Source organism: Bradyrhizobium sp. CIR18 (assembly GCF_014198295.1).
Lineage (GTDB): Bacteria > Pseudomonadota > Alphaproteobacteria > Rhizobiales > Xanthobacteraceae > Bradyrhizobium.
Genome location: NZ_JACIHF010000002.1, coordinates 19,418 through 40,801, shown reverse-complemented (window position 1 = coordinate 40,801; position 21,384 = coordinate 19,418). Strand labels below are relative to the sequence as shown.

Genomic DNA, 21,384 nt, shown 5'->3' with positions numbered 1-21,384 from the left:
CATGCGCCTGACTGCTGGATCGCCTGCACGCCTCGGCGCAAGCTGGGACGGACGCGGCACCAATTTCGCGCTGTTCTCCGCCAACGCACAGAAGGTCGAGCTCTGCCTGTTCGACACGCAAGGCCGCCGCGAGCTCGAGCGCATCGAGCTGCCGGAAAAAACCGAGGATGTCTGGCACGGCTATCTCAACGACGTCTCTCCGGGTCAGCTCTACGGCTATCGCGTGCACGGCCCCTACGAGCCCGAGCACGGCCACCGCTTCAACGCGAACAAGTTGCTGCTCGATCCCTATGCCAAGCGGCTCGCGGGACGCCTGGTCTGGAGCGATGCGCATTTTGCCTACCGCACCGGGAGCCCGCGCGAGGATCTGTCCTTCGATCGGCGCGACAATGCCCGCGGCATGCCCAAGGCCGTCGTGGTCGACGAGACTTTCAACTGGGGCCGCCGCGAGATCCGTCCCAATATCCCCTGGGAAGACACCGTCATCTACGAGGCTCACGTCAAGGGTTTGACCCAGAAGCGCGACGACGTGCCGCCGAACCTGCGGGGCACCTATGGCGGGCTGTCTTCGCCGGCGATGATCGAGCACCTGAAGAAGCTCGGCGTCACCACGGTGGAGCTGCTGCCGGTGCACAGCTTCGTCGACGACCGCATCCTGGTCGAGAAGAAGCTCGCCAACTACTGGGGCTACAACTCACTCTCCTTCTTCGCGCCGGAGCTGCGCTACGCCCAGGACAATGCGCTCGACTCCTTCCGCACCACGGTGGCGCGCCTGCACGATGCCGGCATCGAGGTGATGCTCGACGTCGTCTACAACCACACCGCCGAGGGCAACCATCTCGGCCCGACGCTGTGCTACCGCGGCATCGACAACGCCTCCTATTACTGGCTCAACCGCGAGAACCCGCGCTATTACGACGACTTCACCGGCTGCGGCTCGTCGGTGAATCTCACCCATCCGCGCGTTCTGCAGATGGTGATGGATTCCCTGCGCTACTGGGTCGAGGTCTGCCACGTCGACGGCTTCCGCTTCGACCTCGCCACCACGCTCGCGCGCGGACCGAACGGTTATGATCGCGGCATCTCGTTCCTGACCGCGATCCGGCAGGATCCGGTGCTTGCGACCGTCAAGCTCGTCGCCGAACCCTGGGACCTCGGCCTCGGCGGTTACCAGGTCGGCGCATTCCCCTCGCAATGGTCGGAATGGAATGATCGCTATCGCAGCGCCATGCGCCGCTACTGGAGCGGCGAAGGCAGCCTGATCGGCGACATCTCCAGCCGGATGACGGCATCGTCCGACCTGTTCAACCATGACGGACGGCGGCCGCGCGCCAGCATCAATCACATCACCGTCCATGACGGCTTCACGCTCGCCGACCTCTTCAGCTACAACGAGAAGCACAACGAGGCCAACGGCGAGGACAATCGCGACGGCTCCAACGACAACCACAGCAACAATTGCGGTGTCGAGGGGCCGACCGACGATCCTCAGATCCTCGCCCTGCGCCGACAGCTTCGCAAGAACGTGCTGGCTTGCCTGATGCTCGCGCAGGGCGTTCCGCTGATCCTCGCCGGCGACGAGGTCGGCAACTCGCAATCCGGCAACAACAACGCCTATTGCCAGGACAACGAGATCGGCTGGGTCGGCTGGGACAATCTCGGCAAAGAGGGCGACGACATGGTCGATTTCGTTGGCCATCTCGCCGACATCCGCCGCCGGTTCTCGCAGCTTCGCAGCCATCGCTGGCTCGACGGCCGCCCCGCAGACGGCGTGTCGTACGGCGCATTGTGGCTGACACCTGCGGGCGACGAAATGACGGAGAACGACTGGAAATTCCCGGAGGGAAGATTCCTCTCCTATGTGATGGGCCCGGTGGAACCGGGTGGGGCCGCGATCTTTATCGTACTGAACGCCGCCCCCGAAGAGATCGCATTCAAATTGCCCAAAATGACCGAATACAAGAGCTGGCAGCAGATCTTGAACACGACCGATGCCAAGCTGAATACGGTCGAGTTCCCGCCCGGGAGCGACAGCAAGGCGCCGCCGCGCTCGGTGCTCGCCTTCGCGGGGGCGCTATGAGGCCATCCTTCGGGGCGAGGCCGACAAAGGACGGCGTGTCGTTCCGCCTGTGGGCGCCTGGCGCGCGGCGTGTCGACCTCCTGCTCGACCGAAGACACGCGATGCAGCGCCGGCAGGATGGCTGGTACGTGGCCGAGATTTCCGGCCTCACCGCCGGCAGCCCCTACAAGTTCAGGATCGACGACGAGATCGAGGTACCCGATCCCGCCTCGGCCTTTCAGCCCGAGGATGTGTTCGGGCCGAGCGAGGTGATCGATCACGACGCCTTTTCGTGGCGTGCGCGCGATTGGCGCGGCCGCCCCTGGGAAGAGACGGTGCTGACCGAGACCCATGTCGGCACCTTCACCTCCGAAGGCACTTACCGCGCCATGATCGACAAGCTCGATCATCTCGTCGCAACGGGCATCACCGCGCTGGAATTGATGCCGCTGGCCGATTTCGCCGGGCGCCGCGGCTGGGGCTATGACGGCGTGCTTTGGTATGCGCCCGACAGCGCCTATGGCCGGCCCGAAGACCTGAAGACGCTGATCGACGAAGCGCATCTGCGCGGTCTGATGGTGTTCCTCGACGTCGTCTACAATCATTTTGGGCCCGAGGGGAATTATCTCGGCCGCTATGCGCCGGCCTTCTTCACCGACGCCCACACGCCCTGGGGCAGTGCGATCGACTATCGCGTGCCGCAGGTGCGCGCATTCGCGGTCGAGAATGCGCTGTCCTGGCTCAGCGACTACCGTTTCGACGGCCTGAGGCTGGATGCCGCCAATCACATCATGGCGATCCCCGGCGAGCAATCGATGCTGCAGGACCTCAGCGTCGCCGCAGGCGAGCTTGCCAAGGCCACGGGGCGGCACATCCATCTCGTGCTGGAGAACGGCGACAATCGCGCCAGCCTGCTCGACGCGGCGCAGGAGCCGCCGAACGGGAAATATCGGGGACAGTGGAACGACGACTATCACCACGTCTGGCACGTGATGCTGACCGGCGAGCTCGCCGGATACTACGCGGATTATCAAACGCCGCGGCTCGATCTCGCCCGCGCGCTGGCCTCCGGCTTCGTCTACCAGGGCGAAGTTTCGGAGTTCTGGGGCAAGAAGCCGCGCGGCGAGCCGAGCGGCAAGCTGCCGCCGGCGACCTTCGTCAATTTCCTGCAAAACCACGACCAGATCGGCAACCGTCCGCTCGGCGACCGGCTCGAGAGCCTGGCATCATCGCAGCAGATCGAAGCGGCGCTCGCGGTGTCCCTGCTCGCGCCGATGGTGCCGATGCTGTTTCAGGGCGAGGAATGGGGCTCCACGGTGCCTTTCCCGTTCTTCTGCGATTTCCACGGCGAACTGGCCGATGCCGTCCGCAAGGGGCGCAAGCAGGAATATGCCTGGGCTTACGAGAAGTACGGCGACGAGGTGCCCGACCCGCTCGATCCGGCAACGCTGCAATCAGCCGTGCTCGACTGGACCGGCCGCACGCCGCAGCAGGACGCGCGGCTCGCGCTGGTCCGGGAGCTGCTCGCGCTTCGCCGCAAGGAGATCATGCCGCGGCTGAGGGGCGCGAGCTTCGGCGAGGCCGAGGCGGCCGACAGCGGCCTGCTCACCGCGCATTGGCGCATGGGCGACGGCACCGTGCTTCGCCTGTCCGCCAACCTGTCGGACCAAGAAATCATCTCCAATATCAGCGCGGGTACGCCGATCTGGGGCGGCGAGATCGGCGACCGGCTTGCCCCCTGGTCGGTGGTCTGGCGCCTCGGAGGTTAGGATGCCTCCCGCCATTCCGCTCGCGACCTACCGGCTTCAGCTCACCGCGGATTTCGATTTCGACAAGGCCGCCGCGGTGGTGCCCTATCTGAAAGCGCTGGGGATCACGCATCTCTATGCCTCGCCGGTGATGAAGGCGCGCAAGGGCTCGACCCACGGCTACGACACCGTCGATCACAGCCAGTTCAGTCCGGAGCTTGGCGGCGAGGCCGGCTTCGCCCGGCTGAGCGAGGCACTGACCAAGCACGACCTCGGCCTCATCATCGACTTCGTACCCAACCATGTCGGCGTGCATTTTGCCGACAATCCCTGGTGGCTCGACGTGCTGGAATGGGGCCAGGCTTCGCCCCACGCGGTCTCCTTCGACATCGACTGGGATCAGCTCGCCTATCGGGCCCGCGGCGGCGTGCTGCTGCCGATCCTGGGGGCGTCCTATGGCGAGGCGCTCGAGCGCGGCGACATCGAGCTGCGCTACGATCCGGACCAGGGAAGCTTTTCCGCCTGGTATTTCGAACATCGCCTGCCCGTCGCGCCGGAGCGCTATGGCGAGATGCTGCGCATGATCGTCAAGGAAGCGGATGCCGCCGAGACGGAGGCCGGCAAGCGCCTGCTGTCGCTCGCTGCGCGCTATACCGGATTACGTCGCCCCAACCGCAAGGAAGCCCCCGCGTTCAAGGCCGAGCTCAGGGAGATCCCTGGTGCTGCCGAAGTCATCGCACGCGGCCTCGCCGCCTATCGTGCCGCCAAGGATCGTCCCGCACCGACGCTGGCGCTGCATCATCTGCTGGAGCGCCAGCACTACAAGCTCGGGCACTGGCGGCTTGCCTCCAGCGATATCAACTATCGCCGCTTCTTCGACGTCAACGGGCTCGCGGGTCTGCGCGTCGAGGACGCGAGCACCTTCGCCGCCACGCACCGGCTGGTGAAGCAGCTCATCGCCAGCGGCAAGCTGCAGGGCATCCGGCTCGATCACATCGACGGCCTGCGAGATCCCGCGCAATATTGCCAGCGGCTGCGCCGGCTGGTGCGCGACGCGCAAGGAAATACAAAGCCCTTTTACACGGTGATCGAGAAGATCCTGTGCGAGCACGAACGCCTGCCGCACTTCGCCGGGGTTCAGGGCACCACCGGCTATGAATGGATGAACGTCATCACCCATGCGCTGGTCGAGGCCGGGGGACTGGGGGCGCTGGACGAGACCTGGCGGCAGGTCAGCAACCGGCCGCCGCGGCTTGCGCCTTACGTCAAGGACGCCAAGCGGCGCGTGCTGGAGACGCTGCTCACCAGCGAATTCACCGTGCTGACGCGCCTGCTCGCGCGCATCGCCAACGGGCATTACTCGACGCGCGATTTCTCCGCCGACAGCCTGCGGCAGGCGCTCGAGCTCTATGTGCTGCATTTCCCGGTGTACCGCACCTATCTGACCAACAGCGGCCCGACCGCGCCCGACCGCAAGCTGATCGACGACACCATCGCGCGCGCCCGCGCCGAATGGTTCGCCGCGGACGAAGGCATCTTCGATTTCCTGCGCGACGCCTTGACCATGGACCTGCTCAAGCCCGGCCGCCCCCCGCACAGCGCCCCGCGCGTGCGCCGTTTTGCGCTGAAAGTGCAGCAATTCACCGGGCCGGTGATGGCGAAGTCGCTGGAAGACACCGCGTTCTATCAATTCCACCGCTTGCTCGCGCTGAACGAGGTCGGCGGCGATCCCGCCAGCACCGGGCTCACGATTTCCGCCTTCCACGAGACCATGCAGGCCCGCGCCAGGGAATGGCCGCTGGGAATGACGGCGACCGCCACCCACGACACCAAGCGCGGCGAGGACGCCCGGGCGCGCAACGCGGCGATCAGCGAGATCCCCGGCGAATGGACCAGCGCGGTGGCGCGCTGGAAGGTGCTGAACGCGCCGCACCTCACGCTCCACGGCAATTACCGCGCGCCGTCGGCGACGTTCGAATACATGCTCTACCAGACCCTGCTCGGAGCCTGGCCGCTGCACGGGCCGGTCGATGCCGGCTTCGTCGAGCGCATCCAGGCCTATGCGCTGAAGGCCGCGCGCGAGGGCAAGGAAGAGACGAGCTGGCTCAACCCGCATGAAGCCTATGAGAACGGCATCAAGAGCTTCATCGACAAGATCCTCGATCCTGAACTATCAGGGGAATTCCTGGATTTGCTGCAAACGCTGGCCCGACGCGTGGCGCTGCTCGGCGCCCTGAACTCTCTAAGCCAGCTCACCCTCAAGGCGACGCTGCCCGGCGTGCCCGACTTCTACCAGGGCACCGAGTTCTGGGACCTGTCGCTGGTCGACCCCGACAACCGTCGCCCGGTCGATTTTGGCGCGCGGCACGCGGCGCTGGATTCGTTGGACGATCCGGATTGGCGTGGCCTGATCAAGAGCTGGCCCGACGGCCTGCTCAAGCTGGCCTGGACACGGCGTCTTCTCAAACTGCGCAATGAACTCGCCGACGTCTTCGCTCAAGGCGACTATCAGCCGCTGGCGGTGCGCGGCGCACATGCCGACCATGTCATTGCCTTCGCCCGCCGCCATGGCCGCGCTGCGGCGATCGTCGTGGTCGGGCGTCAGTTCGCGCCGTTCACCCAAGCCGGCCGGGAATGGCCCGCGCTGGAGGGATTTGACGCGACCGTCGATATCACAGGCTATGCCGCGACGGGCCTTGAGGGCCACGAACTGCCGGTCACCCAGGCTTTCGGTGATTTTCCCGCCGCTGTCATCGAGGCCCGCACGGCAAGCGCCATCAGGCCCGCGCGGCCGCGCATGCGCGCCTGAAGCTACTTTCCGTCATCCTTGGTCAGCAGCAACTGCCCGCGCTTCCTGATCGTGGCCTGCGCCATCTCGGCAAAGCGCTGCAACAGCCAGGGCAGCACCACCTGGACCTTGACATGGTCTTCAGCGACGTCGACCTGCCCCGTCGCGATCTGCCCGAGCGCGCGAATGCGAAACGCCATGCTGTCGCCGGTCCAGCGCTCCTCCTCGACCTGCATCACGGGAATGCTGGCTGCCGCCCGGCCGAGCCCGGCCTTGAGCCGGCGCACCGCCTCCTCGCGGCCGAGACGGTGCGGAATAGAAACGACAAGCGGTGCTGACATGGCCCTGCCCCGTGATGATCAATCCTCACATAGTCATGCCGGATGAAGCGGCAAAGGTTCCATGCAACTTGGACCTGTGGCCCTGTTTCAAACCCGGAACTTAAAAACCTGCGGCAAGTTGCCCTCGCACAAGGGGACAGGTGCAAACGACCCTTTCAACAAAGGGCTGAGGAGATTCGCATGTCAATCGGTACGATCATTCTGATCATTCTGGTCATCGCCCTGCTCGGCGGTTTCAGCGGCATCGGCGGCGGCCCGTTCTACGGCACCGGCTATTACGGCGGCGGCGGCCTCGGGCTGGTCATCGTCATCCTGTTGATCCTGCTGCTGATGGGACGGATCTAGGACGAGAACTCGTAGGTGGGCAAAGGCGCTCTTGCGCCGTGCCCACCTATTCGTCGTAATGAAAAAGATTCGTTACAACGAAAAAAGTGGGCACGCTTCGCTTTGCCCACCCTACAGGCGCGGTGCCCGGAGCGCGACCTACTTCTTTTTCCCCGCAAGCTTCTTGATCGCCGCCTTGATCGAGGCGGCCGCGTCGTCATAGTCCTCCCACGCCTTCGACCGCGGCAGCAGGCCCGGCACGGTCCGGAGCGTATAGCGCTTCGGATCGAGATCGCTTTTCACCTGCGCCCAGGTGACGGGCATCGAGACCGTTGCCCCGGCGCGCGCCCGCGGCGACAACGGGGCCACCGCCGTCGACATCCGGTCGTTACGGAGATAGTCGAGGAAGATCTTCCCCTTGCGCAGCTTCTTCGACATGTTGAGCAGATAGCGCTCTGGATCGTCGTCGGCCATCCACTGGCAGACGCCTTGCGCGAAGGCTTTGGCTTCCTTCCAGCTCACCTTGTCGCGCGCGCCGTGAAGCAGCGGTACCACCACATGCAGGCCCTTGCCGCCCGTGGTCTTGCAGAAGCTCTCCATGCCGACATCGGCCAGCCGCTGCCGCATCTCCTTGGCGGCCTCGACGACATCGGCGAACTCCACATCCGGCGCCGGATCGAGATCGAACACCAGCCGGCCCGGCGTATCGTAGGCATCAGGTGCGCAATTCCAGGGATGCAGTTCGACGCCGCCGATCTGCGCGACGGCGGCTAGCCCTTCGACGCGATCGATCTGCAGATACGGTTTGCGATCGCCTGAGACCTTGGCCAGCTCGAGCAAATTCGAGGTGCCCTGCATGGCGTGACGCTGGAAGAACGTCTCGCCGCCGATGCCGTCGGGCGCACGCACGATCGAGCACGGGCGCCCTTTCAGATGTTCGATCATCCAGTCGCCGACCGCCTCGAAGTAACGCGCGAGATCGAGCTTCGTCGCGCCCTCGCCGTCACCGCCGTCCGGCCACAGCTCCTTGTCCGGCTTGGAGATGACGACGCCCATCACCTCGGCGGTGCCGGTGTCCTTCGATCGCTTGGCCGTCTTCGCCGCGCGCTTGCTGGGGGTGGGCTCGGCGAGCTCGGTGTCGACAGGCGTCTCGGCCTCGACCTCCTCGGCCGGCTTGTCGTGCCGCAAGCCCTTGAACGCGGCCTGGCGGATATTGCCGTCGGCGGTGAAGCCGGCGAACTCGATCTCGGCGACGAGCTCCGGCTTCAGCCAGTGTACCTCGCGGCTCTTCTTCGGCGCGTTCTTGCCACCGAAGGGGCTCTCCTTGGCCTCCATGGCCTTCAGGGACGGCATGATGCGCTTGACCTTGTCGGCGCCAAAGCCGGTGCCGACCATGCCGACAAAGACGAGATGATCGCCGCGATGCACGCCCGCCATCAGCGAGCGGAATTTGCCGTTGGTGGTCTTGTAGCCGCCGATCACGACCTCGTGGCCGGCGCGGCACTTTGCCTTGGTCCAGCTCTCGGTGCGGCCGGAGCGATAGGGCGCGTCCAGCTTCTTCGACACCACGCCTTCCAGCTCCAGCTTGCAGGCCGATTGCAGCACCGCATCGCCGCCGCTTTCGAAATGCTCGACATAGCGGATCTGAGCCGATTTCCGCTTGCGCGCTCCCAGCAGCTGCTTCAGCCGCGCCTTGCGCTCGCCGAGCGGCAGACGCCGAAAATCGAGATCCTCCGCGAACAGGAAGTCAAAGGCAAAGAAGATCAGCTCTTCGGTCTTGCCGTCCGACAGCGCGGCCTGGAGCGAGGAGAAATTCGGCGCACCGTCGTGATCGAGCGCCACGATCTCTCCGTCGATCATCACGTCCGGCAGCGCAGCCGCCTCCTTCGCGATCGAGGCGAACTTGTCGGTCCAGTCGAGGCCCTTGCGCGTCTTCAGCGTCGCCTTGCCGTCCTCGACGCGGAGCTGCACGCGGTAGCCGTCGAACTTGATCTCGTGGCACCAGCCTTCGCCGGCCGGCGGACGCTCGACCGACGTGCAGAGCTGCGGCGGCACGAAGTCCGGTATCTCGGCGATCTTCTTGCCATTGGTCGCAGTTGTGGCCTTCTTCCTCGCCGTCCTGGTCTTGACGATCTTGCCGCCCTTCAATGCCGTACGTGGCGCCGGCTTGACCGTCTGCCCTTTCGCTTCCTCGGCCCGGTTGGATTGCCAGACCGCGTCGGCCTTGGTCTTCGCACCCTTGGCCAGCATGAACGGCTTTGGCGCGCGCCCCTTACCCTCGGCGATCTGCTCCATCGCACGGCCGGATGCGACGGACTTGTCCTCATCGAGAATGTCGTTCTTGGCCCCTTCACGGACAAATTCGTCGCGGTGCTTGATCAACAGCCAGTTGGTGCGCTTGCCGCCGGTACGGTCGTTGCGCATGCGGACCAGGACCCAGCTTCCGTGCAACTTGTCCCCATGCAGGGTGAACTTCAAATCGCCCTTCTTGAAGCCGCGTTCGGGATCTTCCGACTCCCAGGTGCCGCGATCCCACAGCATCACCGTGCCGCCGCCGTACTGCCCTTCCGGTATCGTGCCTTCGAAATCGCCATAGTCGAGCGGATGGTCCTCGACCTCGACCGCCAGCCGCTTGTCGTGCGGATCGAGCGAGGGACCCTTGGTCACCGCCCAGGACTTGAACACGCCATCGAATTCGAGCCTGAGATCGTAATGCAGCCGGCTCGCGTCATGCTTCTGAATCACGAAGCGGCGCTGCTTCGACGGCGTCACCGCCGTTTTGCCCGACGGCTCCGGCGTCTTCTCGAAATCACGTTTCTGTCGATAGGTGGAGAGTTTTTGCAGCACGACCGGTCCCGCTTCTCTTTCGGGGCTTCAAGCCTATCACGGCCAAAGTCCCATCCGGAACCAAAACCCCGCGGGGCGGTTGGGGTTCCAAAACGCCTTGAAAACGCTGGAGAATGGAATGGCCCCGCGCGCCTATTGGAAGGGAACGTTGAAGCTCTCGCTTGTCAGCTGTCCGGTCGTGCTTTATCCGGCGACCACTGCGGCCGAGAAGACGCGGTTTCACCTGATCAACCGCGAGACCGGCAACCGACTCAAGCAGCAGATGATCGATGCCGAGACCGGCGATGTCGTCGAGAGCGACCAGAAGGGCCGCGGCTACGAGCTGCGCAAGGGCAAATATGTCGAGATCGAGCCGGAGGAGCTCGAGGCGGTCCAGATCGAGAGCAACCATACCATCGACATCGAGAGCTTCGTGCCGAGCGAGGAGATCGACCAGCGTTACCTCAACCATCCCTATTATCTTGCACCCGACGGCAAGGCCGCCGTCGATGCCTTTGCGGTGATCCGCGACGCCATGAAGGACCAGGAGCGCGTGGCGCTCGCCAAGATCGTGCTCACCAACCGCGAACACATCATGGCGATCGAGCCGCTCGGTAAGGGCCTGCTCGGCACCACGCTGCGCTTTCCTTACGAGCTGCGCGACGAGGACCAGTTCTTCGACGACATCAAGAGCCCGAAGATCACCAAGGACATGGTCGAGCTTGCCGGCCACATCCTCCAGACCAAGGCCGCCCATTTCGACCCCGGCAAGTTCAAGGACGAGTACGAGAACGCACTGAAGGCGCTGGTGAAACGCAAGGCCAGCGGCAAGAAGATCGAGCTGCCGGAACCCGAGGAACGCCCCAGCAACGTTGTCAGCCTGATGGATGCGCTGAAGCAGAGCCTGAAGGGGCGTGGCGGCAAGAAGACGGCGGCGAAGTCGCATGCCCGCCGCGCGACCGGACGGCAGCGAACCGCGAAGAAGGCGCATCGGTCCACGGCGCGACATCGGAAGGCGGGTTGAGGAAACTGCTCGCCCAACACTCGATATCGTAGGGTGGGCAAAGCGAAGCGTGCCCACCACCTTTATCAAAATCGCGAGAATGGTGGGCACGGCGCTTTGCGCCTTTGCCCACCCTACGGGCTGTCGAAGTCGGAGCCTAATCCCCCGCCTTCAACCGGTATCCGATCCCCGTCTCGGTCAGCACATATTGCGGCCGCTCGGGATCAGCTTCGATCTTCTGGCGGAGCTGGCGGACATAGACGCGCAAATACTGCGCGTCGGTCAATTCGTCCCACAGCTCCTTCAGCAGAAAGCGGTGGGTGAGCACCTTGCCGGCGTGCTGCACCAGCACGCGCAGCAGGTCGTATTCCTTCGGCGACAGTTTTATCTCACGCTCGCCGGTTTTGACGATGCGGCGGACGAGATCGACCGAGAGATCGCCGCTGCGAAACACCGGGCGCTCTCCCTGCACCTGGAGCTGGTGCCGCAGCGCGGCGCGCAGGCGGGCCAGAAGCTCGTCCATGCCGAACGGCTTGGTCAGATAATCGTCGGCGCCGAGATCGAGTGCCTGCACCTTGCCGGCTTCGTCGCCGCGGCTCGACAGCACCACGATCGGCACGCCTTCGTTGCGGGCACGGATGGTGCGCAGCAGTTCGTGTCCCTGCACGTCGGGCAGGCCGAGATCGAGGATGATCAGCGCGGGCTCCTCAACGAGCTTCTCCAGCGCGATCTTGCCGTTCGACGCTTCCAGGATCTCATAGCCTTGCGTCGTCAGCCCCATCCGCAGCAATTTGCGGATCGGCGGCTCGTCGTCGATAACCAGGACCTTGATCGGCGCAGCACTCATGCGGCGGTATCCAATGCGCGGCTGTCTGCCGGAACGGGAAGACGGATGGTGAGGACGGCGCCACTGCGGTCGCTGCGGTTGGCGGCCGAGATCGTGCCCCGCATCGCCTCGACGAAGCCGCGCGAGATGGCGAGCCCGAGCCCCGTGCCGGGACGGACATGATCGCCTTTCTGCACGCGATAGAACTTGTCGAACACGCTATCGAGCTCATCAATCGGGATGCCGGCCCCCTCGTCCGCGATCTCGAGCACGACATGATCGCTGTCGCGCCGGCTGCGGATCGAGATGGTGGTCTCGGGTGGCGAATATTTCGCGGCGTTGTCGAGCAGGTTGAACAGCACCTGCTCGAACAGCACCGCATCGAGCTGCAGCATCGGCAGGTCGGCGGCCAGCACCAGCTCGACCTCGTGCGCGGTGAGAATCTTGGCTGCACGCCGCAGCGCGCTACCCACGATCTCGCTGAGATCATGTAGCGCCGCGTTGGGCACGATGGCGCCCGATTCGAGCTTGGTCATGTCGAGCAGGTTGGCGATGAAGCGGTTGAGCCGCTCGGATTCGTCGATCACGGTCGCGAGCAGGTCGCGCTTCTCGGTGTCGGAGAGGGCGCCGGCAAGATCGCGCATGGTGGAGGCCGCCCCCAGCACCGAGGCGAGCGGCGTCTTCAGATCATGGGAGATCGAGGTCAACAGCGCCGAGCGCAGCCGCTCGGACTCGACGGTGCGCTTGACGCGGTCCATGTCCTCGACCAGCAGCACGCGCTCGACCGCCAGCGCGCCCTGATCGACCAGCGCGTCGAGCAGGCGGCGCTGGTCCGGTGTCAGCAGCGGACCGGTACGGTCGTCGTCGATGCCGATGACGCCGATCGGGCCGCGCCCGGTGCGCATCGGCAGGAACAGCCGTTTTGCCCCCGGCAGCGTGTCCGAGCCCCGGCCGGCGGGGCGGTCATTGCTCCAGGCCCAGTTGGCGGCGGCAAGATCGGCCTGATCGAGCTCGTCCTCGGGCGGATAGCCGGATTTCACCGTGAGCAGGCCCTCGTCCGGCAGCAGCAGCACCACCCGGACTTTCAGCATCAATGCGATCTGGTAGGCCGTCGCCCACAGCACGTCGTCGAGCGTCGCGGTGCCGGCGAGCTTGCGGCTGAAGGCGTAGAGCTGCTCGCTCATTCTGATCCGGCCGATGGCGGCATCGGCCTGGGTGCGCACGCGCGCTGCGACATTCGACACCACGAATGCGATCAGCATGAAGAAGAAGAACGCCGCGACGTTGGTCGGATCGGTGATGGTGAAGGTGTAGACCGGCGGCAGGAAGAAGAAGTTATACGCCAGTGACGCAGCAACGCTCGCCAGCAGCGACGGCCACAACCCATAGCGGACGGCCACGGCAACCACCGCGGTCAGGAACATGAGATCAACGTTCTCGATGCCGAAATACGGCTTGATGGCCACCGCTGCGGCAAGGCCGAGCGCGGTGATCCCGAGCGCCTTCAGATAAGGAATTGCATCGAACGGCTCGGATCGTGCCGCGGTCTGCACCGCCGTCTTCGGCGCCGGCTCACTCGTCAGCTCGTCACCTGGAATGACGTGAACGCTGATATTGCCGGCGCGGCGCACCAGATCATGCACCACCGAGCCGCGCGTCATCTCGAACCAGCGCGAGCGCGTCGACTTGCCGATCACGATCTGGGTGACATTGTTGCCTTGCGCGAAATTGACGACGTCGTCGGCAATACGGCGGCCGACAGCCGGAATCGTCAACGCCTCGCCGCCGAGCGATTCCGCGAGCCGAAGCGTATCGGCCAGCCGGTCGCGCTGCTCATCGGACAATTGCAGCGATCGCCGCGTCTCGATCGAAACCGCAGTAAATGGCGCATGCAGCCGGTCCGCCAGCCGTTTGGTGTAGCGCACGAGACCGGCCGCGCGCGGATCCTCGCTGACGCAGACGAGAATGCGCTCGCCGACGGCCCAGGGCCCGGGAATCGCGTTGGCCTGCATGTGATTGAGGAGCTGCTCGTCGACCCGCTCGGCCGTACGTCGCAAAGCGAGCTCGCGCAATGCCGTCAGGTTCCCCGGCGAGAAATAGTGCTCCAGTGCCCGCTCGGCCTGCTTGGGCACATAGACCTTGCCCTCCTTCAGGCGCTGGATCAAATCGTCGGGCGTGAGGTCGATCAGCTCGATCGCGTCGGCGCGATCGAAAACCGAGTCCGGCACGGTCTCGCGCACCCTGACATGGGTGATCTGCGCCACGACGTCGTTCAGGCTCTCGATGTGCTGGATGTTGACGGCGGTGTAGACGTCGATGCCGTGGGACAGCAACTCCTCGACGTCGAGATAGCGCTTGGGATGGCGGCTGCCGGCCGCGTTGGTGTGGGCGAGCTCGTCGACCAGAGCAATCTGCGGCCGGCGCGCGATCACCGCATCGAGATCCATCTCCTCGACGATCTGCCCGCGATAGTCCAGCCGCTTGCGTGGGACCATCTCGAGACCGCGCACCAGCGCCTCGGTCTCAGCGCGGCCGTGGGTCTCGACGAAGCCGACCACGACGTCGATGCCGGACTTGCGCTTGGCGTGGGCGCTTTGCAGCATCTCGTACGTCTTGCCGACGCCGGGGGCGGCGCCGACAAAGATCTTCAGCTTGCCGCTCGCGCTCCCTTCCCGCCGCGCCGCTTCCAGCAGCGCCTCGGGCGACGGACGTTGTTCGGGATCGCGGCGCTCTCGGACCATTTTTCCAATATAATCATCTGCGTGACGCGAGCCTAGACCGCTACTTGGCGGCGGCGCGATCCAGCGAGAGATTCAGTGCCAGAACGTTAACCCTGGGTTCGCCAATCAGGCCGAGCAAGCGGCCTTCGGTATTGGCGGTCACGATCAGCTTGACCTGATCCTCCGGCATATTCCGCGCCTTGGCCACGCGCGGCACCTGGAATTGCGCCGCTTCCGGCGAGATATCAGGATCGAGGCCGCTCGCCGACGTCGTCACCAGGTCGACCGGCACGGTAGCGCTCGGATTCTCGGCCTTGAGCTTGTCTACATCTTCTCTGAGCCGGTCGGCCAGCGCCTTGCTGGTCGGGCCGAGATTGGCGCCGCCCGAATTGGCGGCGTTGTAGGGCGCGGGCACCGTCTTGGTCGAATCATTGGGGTCCGGCGCAACCGTCGCCGAGGGACGGCCGTGGAAGTATTTGTCGTCCCTGAACTCCTGCCCGATAAGGGCGGAGCCGATCACCTTGCCGTCCTTCTCGATCAGGCTGCCTTGGGCCTGCGCAGGGAAGAGCGCGCCGGCGATGGCCGTCATCGCCAGCGGATAGGCAAGGCCTGTGATGGCCGTGAGCGCCAGCAAGAGGACGATGGCGGGGCGGATTTCTCTGAGCATGTTGGTCTCCTAAGTCGTCGTCATGGCGCGCGGCGCCTTGCGCCGCGCCAGGACGGTTAAGCCAGGTGCAAGGCGGTGACGACGAGGTCGATTGCCTTGATACCGATGAAGGGAATGACGATGCCGCCGAGGCCGTAGATCAGGAGGTTGCGCCGGAGCAGCGCGCCGGCACCGACCGCGCGGTAGGCAACGCCCTTCAGCGCCAGCGGAATCAGCGCGATGATGATCAATGCGTTGAAGATGATCGCCGACAGGATGGCGCTCTGCGGGCTCGACAGGTTCATGACGTTGAGTACGTTGAGCTGGGGGTAAAACGCCAAAAACATCGCCGGAATGATCGCAAAATACTTTGCGACGTCATTGGCGATCGAGAACGTCGTCAGCGCGCCGCGCGTCATCAGAAGCTGCTTGCCGATCTCGACGACCTCGATCAGCTTGGTCGGGTTGGAATCGAGATCGACCATGTTGCCGGCCTCGCGGGCCGCCTGGGTGCCGGTGTTCATGGCGACACCGACGTCGGCCTGCGCAAGCGCCGGCGCGTCATTGGTGCCGTCGCCGCACATCGCAACCAGCTTGCCCTTGGCCTGCTCGTCGCGGATCAGCTTGAGCTTGTCTTCGGGGGCGGCTTGCGCCAGGAAGTCGTCGACCCCTGCCTCCGCTGCGATGGCAGCCGCCGTCATCGGGTTGTCGCCGGTGATCATGATGGTGCGAATGCCCATGCGGCGCAGCTCGGCAAAACGCTCGCGGATACCGCCCTTGACGATGTCCTTGAGCTGGATGACGCCGAGCAGCTTGCCGTCCCTCGCGACCGCCAGCGGCGTGCCGCCGGACTTCGATACTTCATCGGCAATGGCCTGGATCTCGCGACCGAGGTCCGACAATGCCGCCGGCTGGATCGCCCGCGCGGTGTTGCCGGAGGCGACCGCCATCGGTGCGCCGCCGCCGACATAGTTCAGCATCGCATCGACCGCGCCCTTGCGCACCGACGAGCCGCCGGCATCGACGCCGCTCATGCGGGTCTTCGCCGTGAACGGGATGAAAGTCGCGCCAAGCTCCGCCATGTCGCGGCCGCGGATGCCGTATTTCTCCTTTGCCAACACCACGATGGAACGGCCTTCCGGCGTCTCGTCGGCAAGCGAGGCGAGCTGAGCTGCGTCGGCGAGCTCTTGCTCGGTCACGCCGCGCACTGGGCGGAAGGCGGTCGCCTGGCGGTTGCCGAGCGTGATGGTTCCGGTCTTGTCGAGCAGCAGCGTGTCGACGTCGCCGGCAGCCTCGACGGCGCGGCCGGACATCGCCAACACGTTGAAGCGCACCAGGCGGTCCATGCCGGCGATGCCGATCGCCGACAACAGCGCACCGATCGTGGTCGGGATCAGCGTCACGAACAGCGCGACCAGCACGATCACCGAGATCGAGCCGCCGGCATAGGCCGCGTAGCTCGGAATGGTGACGGTGGCGAACACGAAGATGATGGTGAGGCCGGCGAGCAGGATGTTGAGCGCGATCTCGTTCGGCGTCTTCTGCCGCTCGGCACCCTCGACCAGCTTGATCATGCGGTCGATGAAGGTCGAGCCCTGGGCCGCCGTGATGCGGACTCGGATCCAGTCGGACAGCACCTGCGTGCCGCCGGTCACCGCGGAACGATCGCCGCCGGATTCGCGAATGACGGGCGCGGACTCGCCGGTGATGGCGGCCTCGTTGACGGAGGCGACGCCCTCGATCACCTCGCCGTCGGAGGGAATGGTGTCGCCGGCCTCGACCAGCACGATGTCGCCGACCTTCAGGCTCGTACCCGGTACCAGCTCGAAGGCCCGGCCGACACCCGTCAGGAGCTTGGCCTGGCTCTCGGTGCGGGTCTTGCGCAGCGAGTCGGCCTGCGCCTTGCCGCGGCCTTCGGCCACCGCTTCGGCGAAATTGGCGAACAACACCGTGAACCAGAGCCAGACGATGATCTGGAAGGTGAAGCCGAGGCCTGAGCCGCCGGTGACGACGTCGCGCAGGAAGATCACCGTCGTCAGCGCGGCCACGATTTCGACCACGAACATCACGGGGTTCTTCATCATCAGCCGCGGGTTGAGCTTGGTGAAGGAGGCGCGGATCGCAGGCATCACGATCTTGGGATCGAGCATTGCCGAAACGGCAGCACGTTTTTGCAATTTCATCGTATCCATGGAGGTCACTCCAGACAATCAGAAGAGGTTGCCGGCGTTCATCGCCAGATGTTCGACGATCGGGCCGAGCGCGAGCGCCGGGAAGAAGGTCAGGCCGCCCATAATCAGGATGACGCCGACGACGAGGCCGACGAACAGGCCGCCGGTGGTCGGGAACGTGCCCGTCGACGGCGGGATCGACTTCTTCTCCGCGAGCGAGCCCGCGATCGCCATGGCCGGGACGATCATGAAGAAGCGGCCGACGAACATCGCGCTTGCGAGCGTGAGGTTGTAGAAGAAGGTGTTGCCGGTGAGGCCTGCGAAAGCCGAGCCGTTGTTTCCGGCCGCCGAGGTGAAGGCATAGAGCACTTCGGTGAAGCCATGCGGCCCGGCATTCGCCATCGAGGCGACGGCCGCCGGATAGACCACGCCGACGGCGGTCCAGCCGAGGATCATCAGCGGCAGCACCAGGATGGCCAGCATCGCCATCTTGACCTCGCGCGCCTCGATCTTCTTGCCGACATATTCCGGGGTGCGGCCGACCATCAGTCCGGCGACGAAGATCGCGAGGATGACGAACAGCAGCATGCCGTACATGCCGGCGCCGACGCCGCCGACGATGATCTCGCCGAGCTCGATATTGATCAGCGGGATCATGCCGCCGAGCGCGGTGAAGCTGTCATGCATGGCGTTGACGGCACCGCACGAAGCGGCGGTGGTGACGACCGCGAACAGCGAGGACGCGACGATGCCGAAGCGGACCTCCTTGCCCTCCATGTTGCCGCCGGTCAGGCCCAGCGCATGCAGCATCGAGGTTCCGTTCGCTTCCGCCCAATAGGTGATGGCGACGCCTGCGACGAACAGCACGCCCATCACGGACAGGATCGCCCAGCCCTGGCGCTGGTTGCCGACCATACGGCCGAACACGTTGGTCATCGCGGCGCCGAGGGCGAAGATCGACAGCATCTGCACAAAATTCGACAGCGCGGTCGGATTTTCGAACGGGTGCGCCGCATTGGCGTTGAAGAAGCCGCCGCCATTGGTGCCGAGCATCTTGATCGCCACCTGGGAAGCGACCGGGCCGACCGCAATGGTCTGCTTGGCGCCTTCGAGCGTGGTCGCCTCGATATACGGGCCGAGCGTCTGCGGGATGCCCTGCCAGACCAGGAACAGCGTGTAGGCGACGCAGATCGGCAGCAACACGTAGAGCGTACAGCGGGTGACGTCGACCCAGAAATTGCCGACCGTGCGCATCGAGGCGCGCGAGAAGCCGCGGATCAGGGCCATCGCCAGCGCGATGCCGGTTGCGGCCGAGAGGAAGTTCTGGTGCGTCAGGCCGAGCATCTGGACGAGATAGGACAGCGTGCTCTCGCCGCCGTAGTTCTGCCAGTTGGTGTTGGTGATGAAGGAGACCGCGGTGTTGAAGGAAAGATCCTCGGCGACCGCGCCCTGCCCGGCCGGATTGAAGGGCAATACGGCCTGGAGCCGCATCACACCGTAGATGACGAGGAAGCCGCCAACATGGAACAGCAGCATGGAGACCGTGTAGGTCAGCCAATGCTGCTCGCGCTTCTCGTCGACGCCGGAGATCCAGTACACGCCGGCCTCGATCGGGCGCAGCACCGGCGACAGGAACGTCCGCTCGCCGTTGAATACGCGCGTCATGTACCAGCCGAGCGGCTTGGTCAGCGCAACAATAATGGCGCAGAACAGAATGATCTGGAGCCAACCGATCACAGTCATGGAATCAACCCTTCAGGCTTGGTGTCCGGCGCAACAGGGGCAGGAGCACCGTCAGCAGGCAGGCGACGAGCACAGCGTCCGCCAGCAGCAATTCGACGAGCAGCAGCACGGGTCAGAACCGCTCGGGCCGCAGCAGCGCATAAGTGAGGTAGAGCAGCAGACCGAACGAGACGGCACCGGCGAGCGCATAATCGAAGATCATGGTTTGCTCCGTCACAGCCGTTCGCAGGCGTAGGTGTAGCCGATGGCGAGGGCGAAGAAGACGAAGCCCAGCGCCAGCATCAGAATGTCCATCATCGGATCGCTCCTCGTTGCGTCGCTTAAGTCCGGCGCAACCTTCTCTCGGTGACCCGGCTGGCTCGCGAAGGACATGGAAGGCACGTCCACGCATGACAGCCGGGACTTTTGACCGTGCTGAAATGCCAGCGCAGGCATAGGTTTTCGAGATGAGGCCTATGGCGAAGATATAGGAATCTCATAAAAGCGGCGGTGCTGCTCGCGAGGCAAACCTCACTGTCGTCCCGGACAAGCGAAGCGCAGATCCGGGACGATGATGGAGAATGGCGCGCCACCCCGCCCCTCCCGCATTTATGAAATCCCTATATCTCACGCCCGATCCCCATCTCGTTTTCAAATGCCTTTGGGGCCCATCCTGGCAATGCCGGCCGACTGACCGACACCAATTCCAGGAGGCCTCACATGACCGCCCCTCTCCGACGCCTCGCCCCACCTTCCCTCGACCAGCAGCTTCGCGCGGCACCGGCGATGACCCGGCCGTTGATGCTCGACATCATTGCGCACGCCTGCCGGCGCGTCCCCTCGCTCGGCCAAGGCGAACGCGCCGCACGCATCATGCGCCTGATCGACGTTGAGGCCTGGGCCGATGCGGCGCTGGCGCTGATCGAGCTCGAGCTGCCGATGTGGCAGGTCCGCCGCCTCGCCTATGACGAGGGCGAGTGGCATTGTGCGCTGTCGCGCGAACGCGAGCTGCCGGACTGGCTGGATGCCGCTGTCGAGGCGCGCCATTCCGACCTCGCGCTTGCTCTGCTGTCGGCCTTCATCGAGGTCCGGACATCGGCTGCGGACGTGCCGCGGCCAAGCGTTCCTTCCGTTCGCCCCCTGCTGGATCCGCTGTGCGAGCCAGCCGCCTGCGACAATTTCAGCTGAAGCCGCCTGACAGAAGGATCCCGCAAAATGCCGATGCTGACACATCGCTTTGAACAACCGCTGCACTGGGCCCAACGCCAGTCAGGGCTCTCGAAGATGCGCAGGGCCCGGCTCGAGCGCCTCGCGCTGCATGCGCTGACCGTACTCTCGATGGGCAGCGTTCTCACCGCCCTGATCGCGCTGAGAGCCGCCATCTATTTCTGGCATCTCGGAGATTGACCACCATGCCGCTCCTCAAGGGAAATCTCGAGCATGTGGTCACAATCACCATCCTGACCATGACGCTGAGCCTGATCTGGGGCGCGATCCTGACGCTCGTGATCACGCTTGTCGCGCGCGGTCTCGGCGTCTAGTTCCTCGCTGCCCGCTCGATCAGCCGCGCCAATTCCGCCGCGGTGACCTCGATCGGCCGGCCGCTGCGCTCAACCCGGGCCTGGATCAACGCGCCCTGGAGCGCCGACGTGCAGAGCACCGCAAGCGTTTCCGCGCGAGATCTGACGAAGCCGTCGGAGACAAGCTTGTCGCGCAGGATGGACAATCGCGCCGCATAGGCCTTGCGGCCGGCATCGGACACGGCGCGCTCGCGCGGCGCAAGCTCGAGCAGCACGGTCGTGATCGGGCAGCCGTTGCGAAAGCCGGAGCCCCGCATCCAGCCCGCTAATAGTCTTGCATGCGCTCGCAAGAGGTCGGCGGTCGAGCCGCACTCTTCCGCGAGCCTGGCGACCGTCGCCGCGACGCGGCGGCCCGCCTCCTCCACGGCCGCCACCGCGATCGAGGACTTTCCATCCGGAAAGTAATGTTAGAGCGAGCCTTTCGGCGCACCGCTGACGTCGACGATGTCGTTCAGCCCGGTCCGGGCGTAACCCTGGCGGCGGAACAGTGTCACCGCGGCATTGATGATGGGCTGGCGGTGTTTTGGCACGGCCGGCATGGCGCTCTCCCCCTCGCACGAGATTATATTGATTGGTCTACATCAGCCTCCGACAGTCAAGCCTGGTTCATGACAGGAGAGGCAAATGCCA

The 21,384-nt window shown here is 64.9% G+C and carries 19 protein-coding genes; 8 read left to right on the top strand and 11 right to left on the bottom strand.

Annotated elements, in window-relative coordinates; all coding sequences use genetic code 11:
* Nucleotide 1: 1 nt before the first annotated feature.
* Genes glgX through treY form a run of 3 tightly spaced genes read left to right on the top strand, consistent with a single transcriptional unit; the run spans nt 2 to nt 6,616 of the window.
* Complete coding sequence (glgX, locus tag GGD65_RS08755) at nt 2-2,080, top strand: glycogen debranching protein GlgX (protein ID WP_183235021.1); 2,079 nt, start codon at nt 2-4, stop codon at nt 2,078-2,080.
* Entirely contained in the window at nt 2,077-3,828 is a 1,752-nt protein-coding gene (treZ, locus tag GGD65_RS08750; protein ID WP_183235020.1) for a malto-oligosyltrehalose trehalohydrolase, read from the top strand. The genes glgX and treZ overlap by 4 nt, the downstream gene beginning before the upstream one ends.
* A gap of 1 nt (nt 3,829) precedes the next feature.
* Complete coding sequence (gene treY / locus GGD65_RS08745) at nt 3,830-6,616, top strand: malto-oligosyltrehalose synthase (protein WP_183235019.1); 2,787 nt, start codon at nt 3,830-3,832, stop codon at nt 6,614-6,616.
* A gap of 2 nt (nt 6,617-6,618) precedes the next feature.
* Here the strand turns inward: treY and GGD65_RS08740 are convergent, their stop codons facing one another.
* Nucleotides 6,619-6,936, bottom strand: a complete 318-nt coding sequence (locus GGD65_RS08740) for a polyhydroxyalkanoic acid system family protein (RefSeq protein WP_018318515.1) — start codon at nt 6,934-6,936, stop codon at nt 6,619-6,621.
* Between the two features lie 180 nt (nt 6,937-7,116).
* On the opposite strand from GGD65_RS08740, the gene GGD65_RS08735 reads away from it, so the two are divergent.
* The gene (locus GGD65_RS08735) at nt 7,117-7,281 is read left to right on the top strand and encodes a DUF3309 family protein (protein ID WP_018318514.1); all 165 of its coding nucleotides are present in this window, start codon (nt 7,117-7,119) and stop codon (nt 7,279-7,281) included.
* A 138-nt stretch (nt 7,282-7,419) separates the two neighbouring features.
* Here the strand turns inward: GGD65_RS08735 and ligD are convergent, their stop codons facing one another.
* The gene (ligD, locus tag GGD65_RS08730; protein WP_183235018.1) at nt 7,420-10,107 is read right to left on the bottom strand and encodes a DNA ligase D; all 2,688 of its coding nucleotides are present in this window, start codon (nt 10,105-10,107) and stop codon (nt 7,420-7,422) included.
* Between the two features lie 118 nt (nt 10,108-10,225).
* Between ligD and GGD65_RS08725 the strand changes: the two genes are divergently transcribed.
* Entirely contained in the window at nt 10,226-11,110 is an 885-nt protein-coding gene (locus GGD65_RS08725; RefSeq protein ID WP_179739141.1) for a Ku protein, read from the top strand.
* 136 nt (nt 11,111-11,246) lie between these two features.
* Here the strand turns inward: GGD65_RS08725 and GGD65_RS08720 are convergent, their stop codons facing one another.
* The 7 genes from GGD65_RS08720 to GGD65_RS08690 form a co-directional block, all read right to left on the bottom strand.
* Complete coding sequence (locus tag GGD65_RS08720; protein WP_179739143.1) at nt 11,247-11,936, bottom strand: response regulator; 690 nt, start codon at nt 11,934-11,936, stop codon at nt 11,247-11,249.
* Entirely contained in the window at nt 11,933-14,656 is a 2,724-nt protein-coding gene (locus tag GGD65_RS08715) for a sensor histidine kinase KdpD (protein WP_183235017.1), read from the bottom strand. The genes GGD65_RS08720 and GGD65_RS08715 overlap by 4 nt, the downstream gene beginning before the upstream one ends.
* Before the next feature lie 40 nt (nt 14,657-14,696).
* On the bottom strand, nt 14,697-15,302 hold the full coding sequence (locus tag GGD65_RS08710) for a K(+)-transporting ATPase subunit C (protein ID WP_183235016.1): 606 nt from the start codon (nt 15,300-15,302) through the stop codon (nt 14,697-14,699).
* A 56-nt stretch (nt 15,303-15,358) separates the two neighbouring features.
* Nucleotides 15,359-17,473: a potassium-transporting ATPase subunit KdpB gene (kdpB, locus tag GGD65_RS08705; RefSeq protein ID WP_183235015.1), complete on the bottom strand. Its 2,115-nt coding sequence runs from the start codon at nt 17,471-17,473 to the stop codon at nt 15,359-15,361.
* A gap of 18 nt (nt 17,474-17,491) precedes the next feature.
* A complete protein-coding gene (kdpA, locus tag GGD65_RS08700; protein ID WP_183235014.1) occupies nt 17,492-19,195 on the bottom strand; it encodes a potassium-transporting ATPase subunit KdpA in 1,704 nt (567 codons plus the stop codon).
* A gap of 112 nt (nt 19,196-19,307) precedes the next feature.
* The gene (locus GGD65_RS08695) at nt 19,308-19,397 is read right to left on the bottom strand and encodes a K(+)-transporting ATPase subunit F (RefSeq protein WP_049814895.1); all 90 of its coding nucleotides are present in this window, start codon (nt 19,395-19,397) and stop codon (nt 19,308-19,310) included.
* Between the two features lie 11 nt (nt 19,398-19,408).
* Nucleotides 19,409-19,567 (bottom strand): hypothetical protein, encoded by a 159-nt coding sequence (locus GGD65_RS08690; RefSeq protein ID WP_179739113.1) that lies wholly within the window; start codon nt 19,565-19,567, stop codon nt 19,409-19,411.
* Nucleotides 19,568-19,894: 327 nt separating this feature from the next.
* On the opposite strand from GGD65_RS08690, the gene GGD65_RS08685 reads away from it, so the two are divergent.
* From GGD65_RS08685 to GGD65_RS40725, 3 genes are read left to right on the top strand one after another with little or no spacing between them, the layout of a single operon-like run.
* Complete coding sequence (locus GGD65_RS08685) at nt 19,895-20,362, top strand: hypothetical protein (RefSeq protein ID WP_183235013.1); 468 nt, start codon at nt 19,895-19,897, stop codon at nt 20,360-20,362.
* A gap of 27 nt (nt 20,363-20,389) precedes the next feature.
* Entirely contained in the window at nt 20,390-20,581 is a 192-nt protein-coding gene (locus GGD65_RS08680) for a hypothetical protein (protein WP_018318502.1), read from the top strand.
* A 5-nt stretch (nt 20,582-20,586) separates the two neighbouring features.
* Nucleotides 20,587-20,715 carry a hypothetical protein gene (locus tag GGD65_RS40725; protein WP_256375091.1) on the top strand — a complete coding sequence of 43 codons (129 nt, stop codon included), beginning with the start codon at nt 20,587-20,589 and terminating at the stop codon, nt 20,713-20,715.
* Here the strand turns inward: GGD65_RS40725 and GGD65_RS08675 are convergent.
* Entirely contained in the window at nt 20,712-21,128 is a 417-nt protein-coding gene (locus tag GGD65_RS08675) for a TetR/AcrR family transcriptional regulator (RefSeq protein WP_246783239.1), read from the bottom strand. The genes GGD65_RS40725 and GGD65_RS08675 overlap by 4 nt on opposite strands.
* Before the next feature lie 33 nt (nt 21,129-21,161).
* Nucleotides 21,162-21,293, bottom strand: coding sequence for a TetR/AcrR family transcriptional regulator (locus GGD65_RS40135; protein WP_246783238.1), 132 nt, complete (start codon nt 21,291-21,293; stop codon nt 21,162-21,164).
* Nucleotides 21,294-21,384 lie beyond the last annotated feature (91 nt).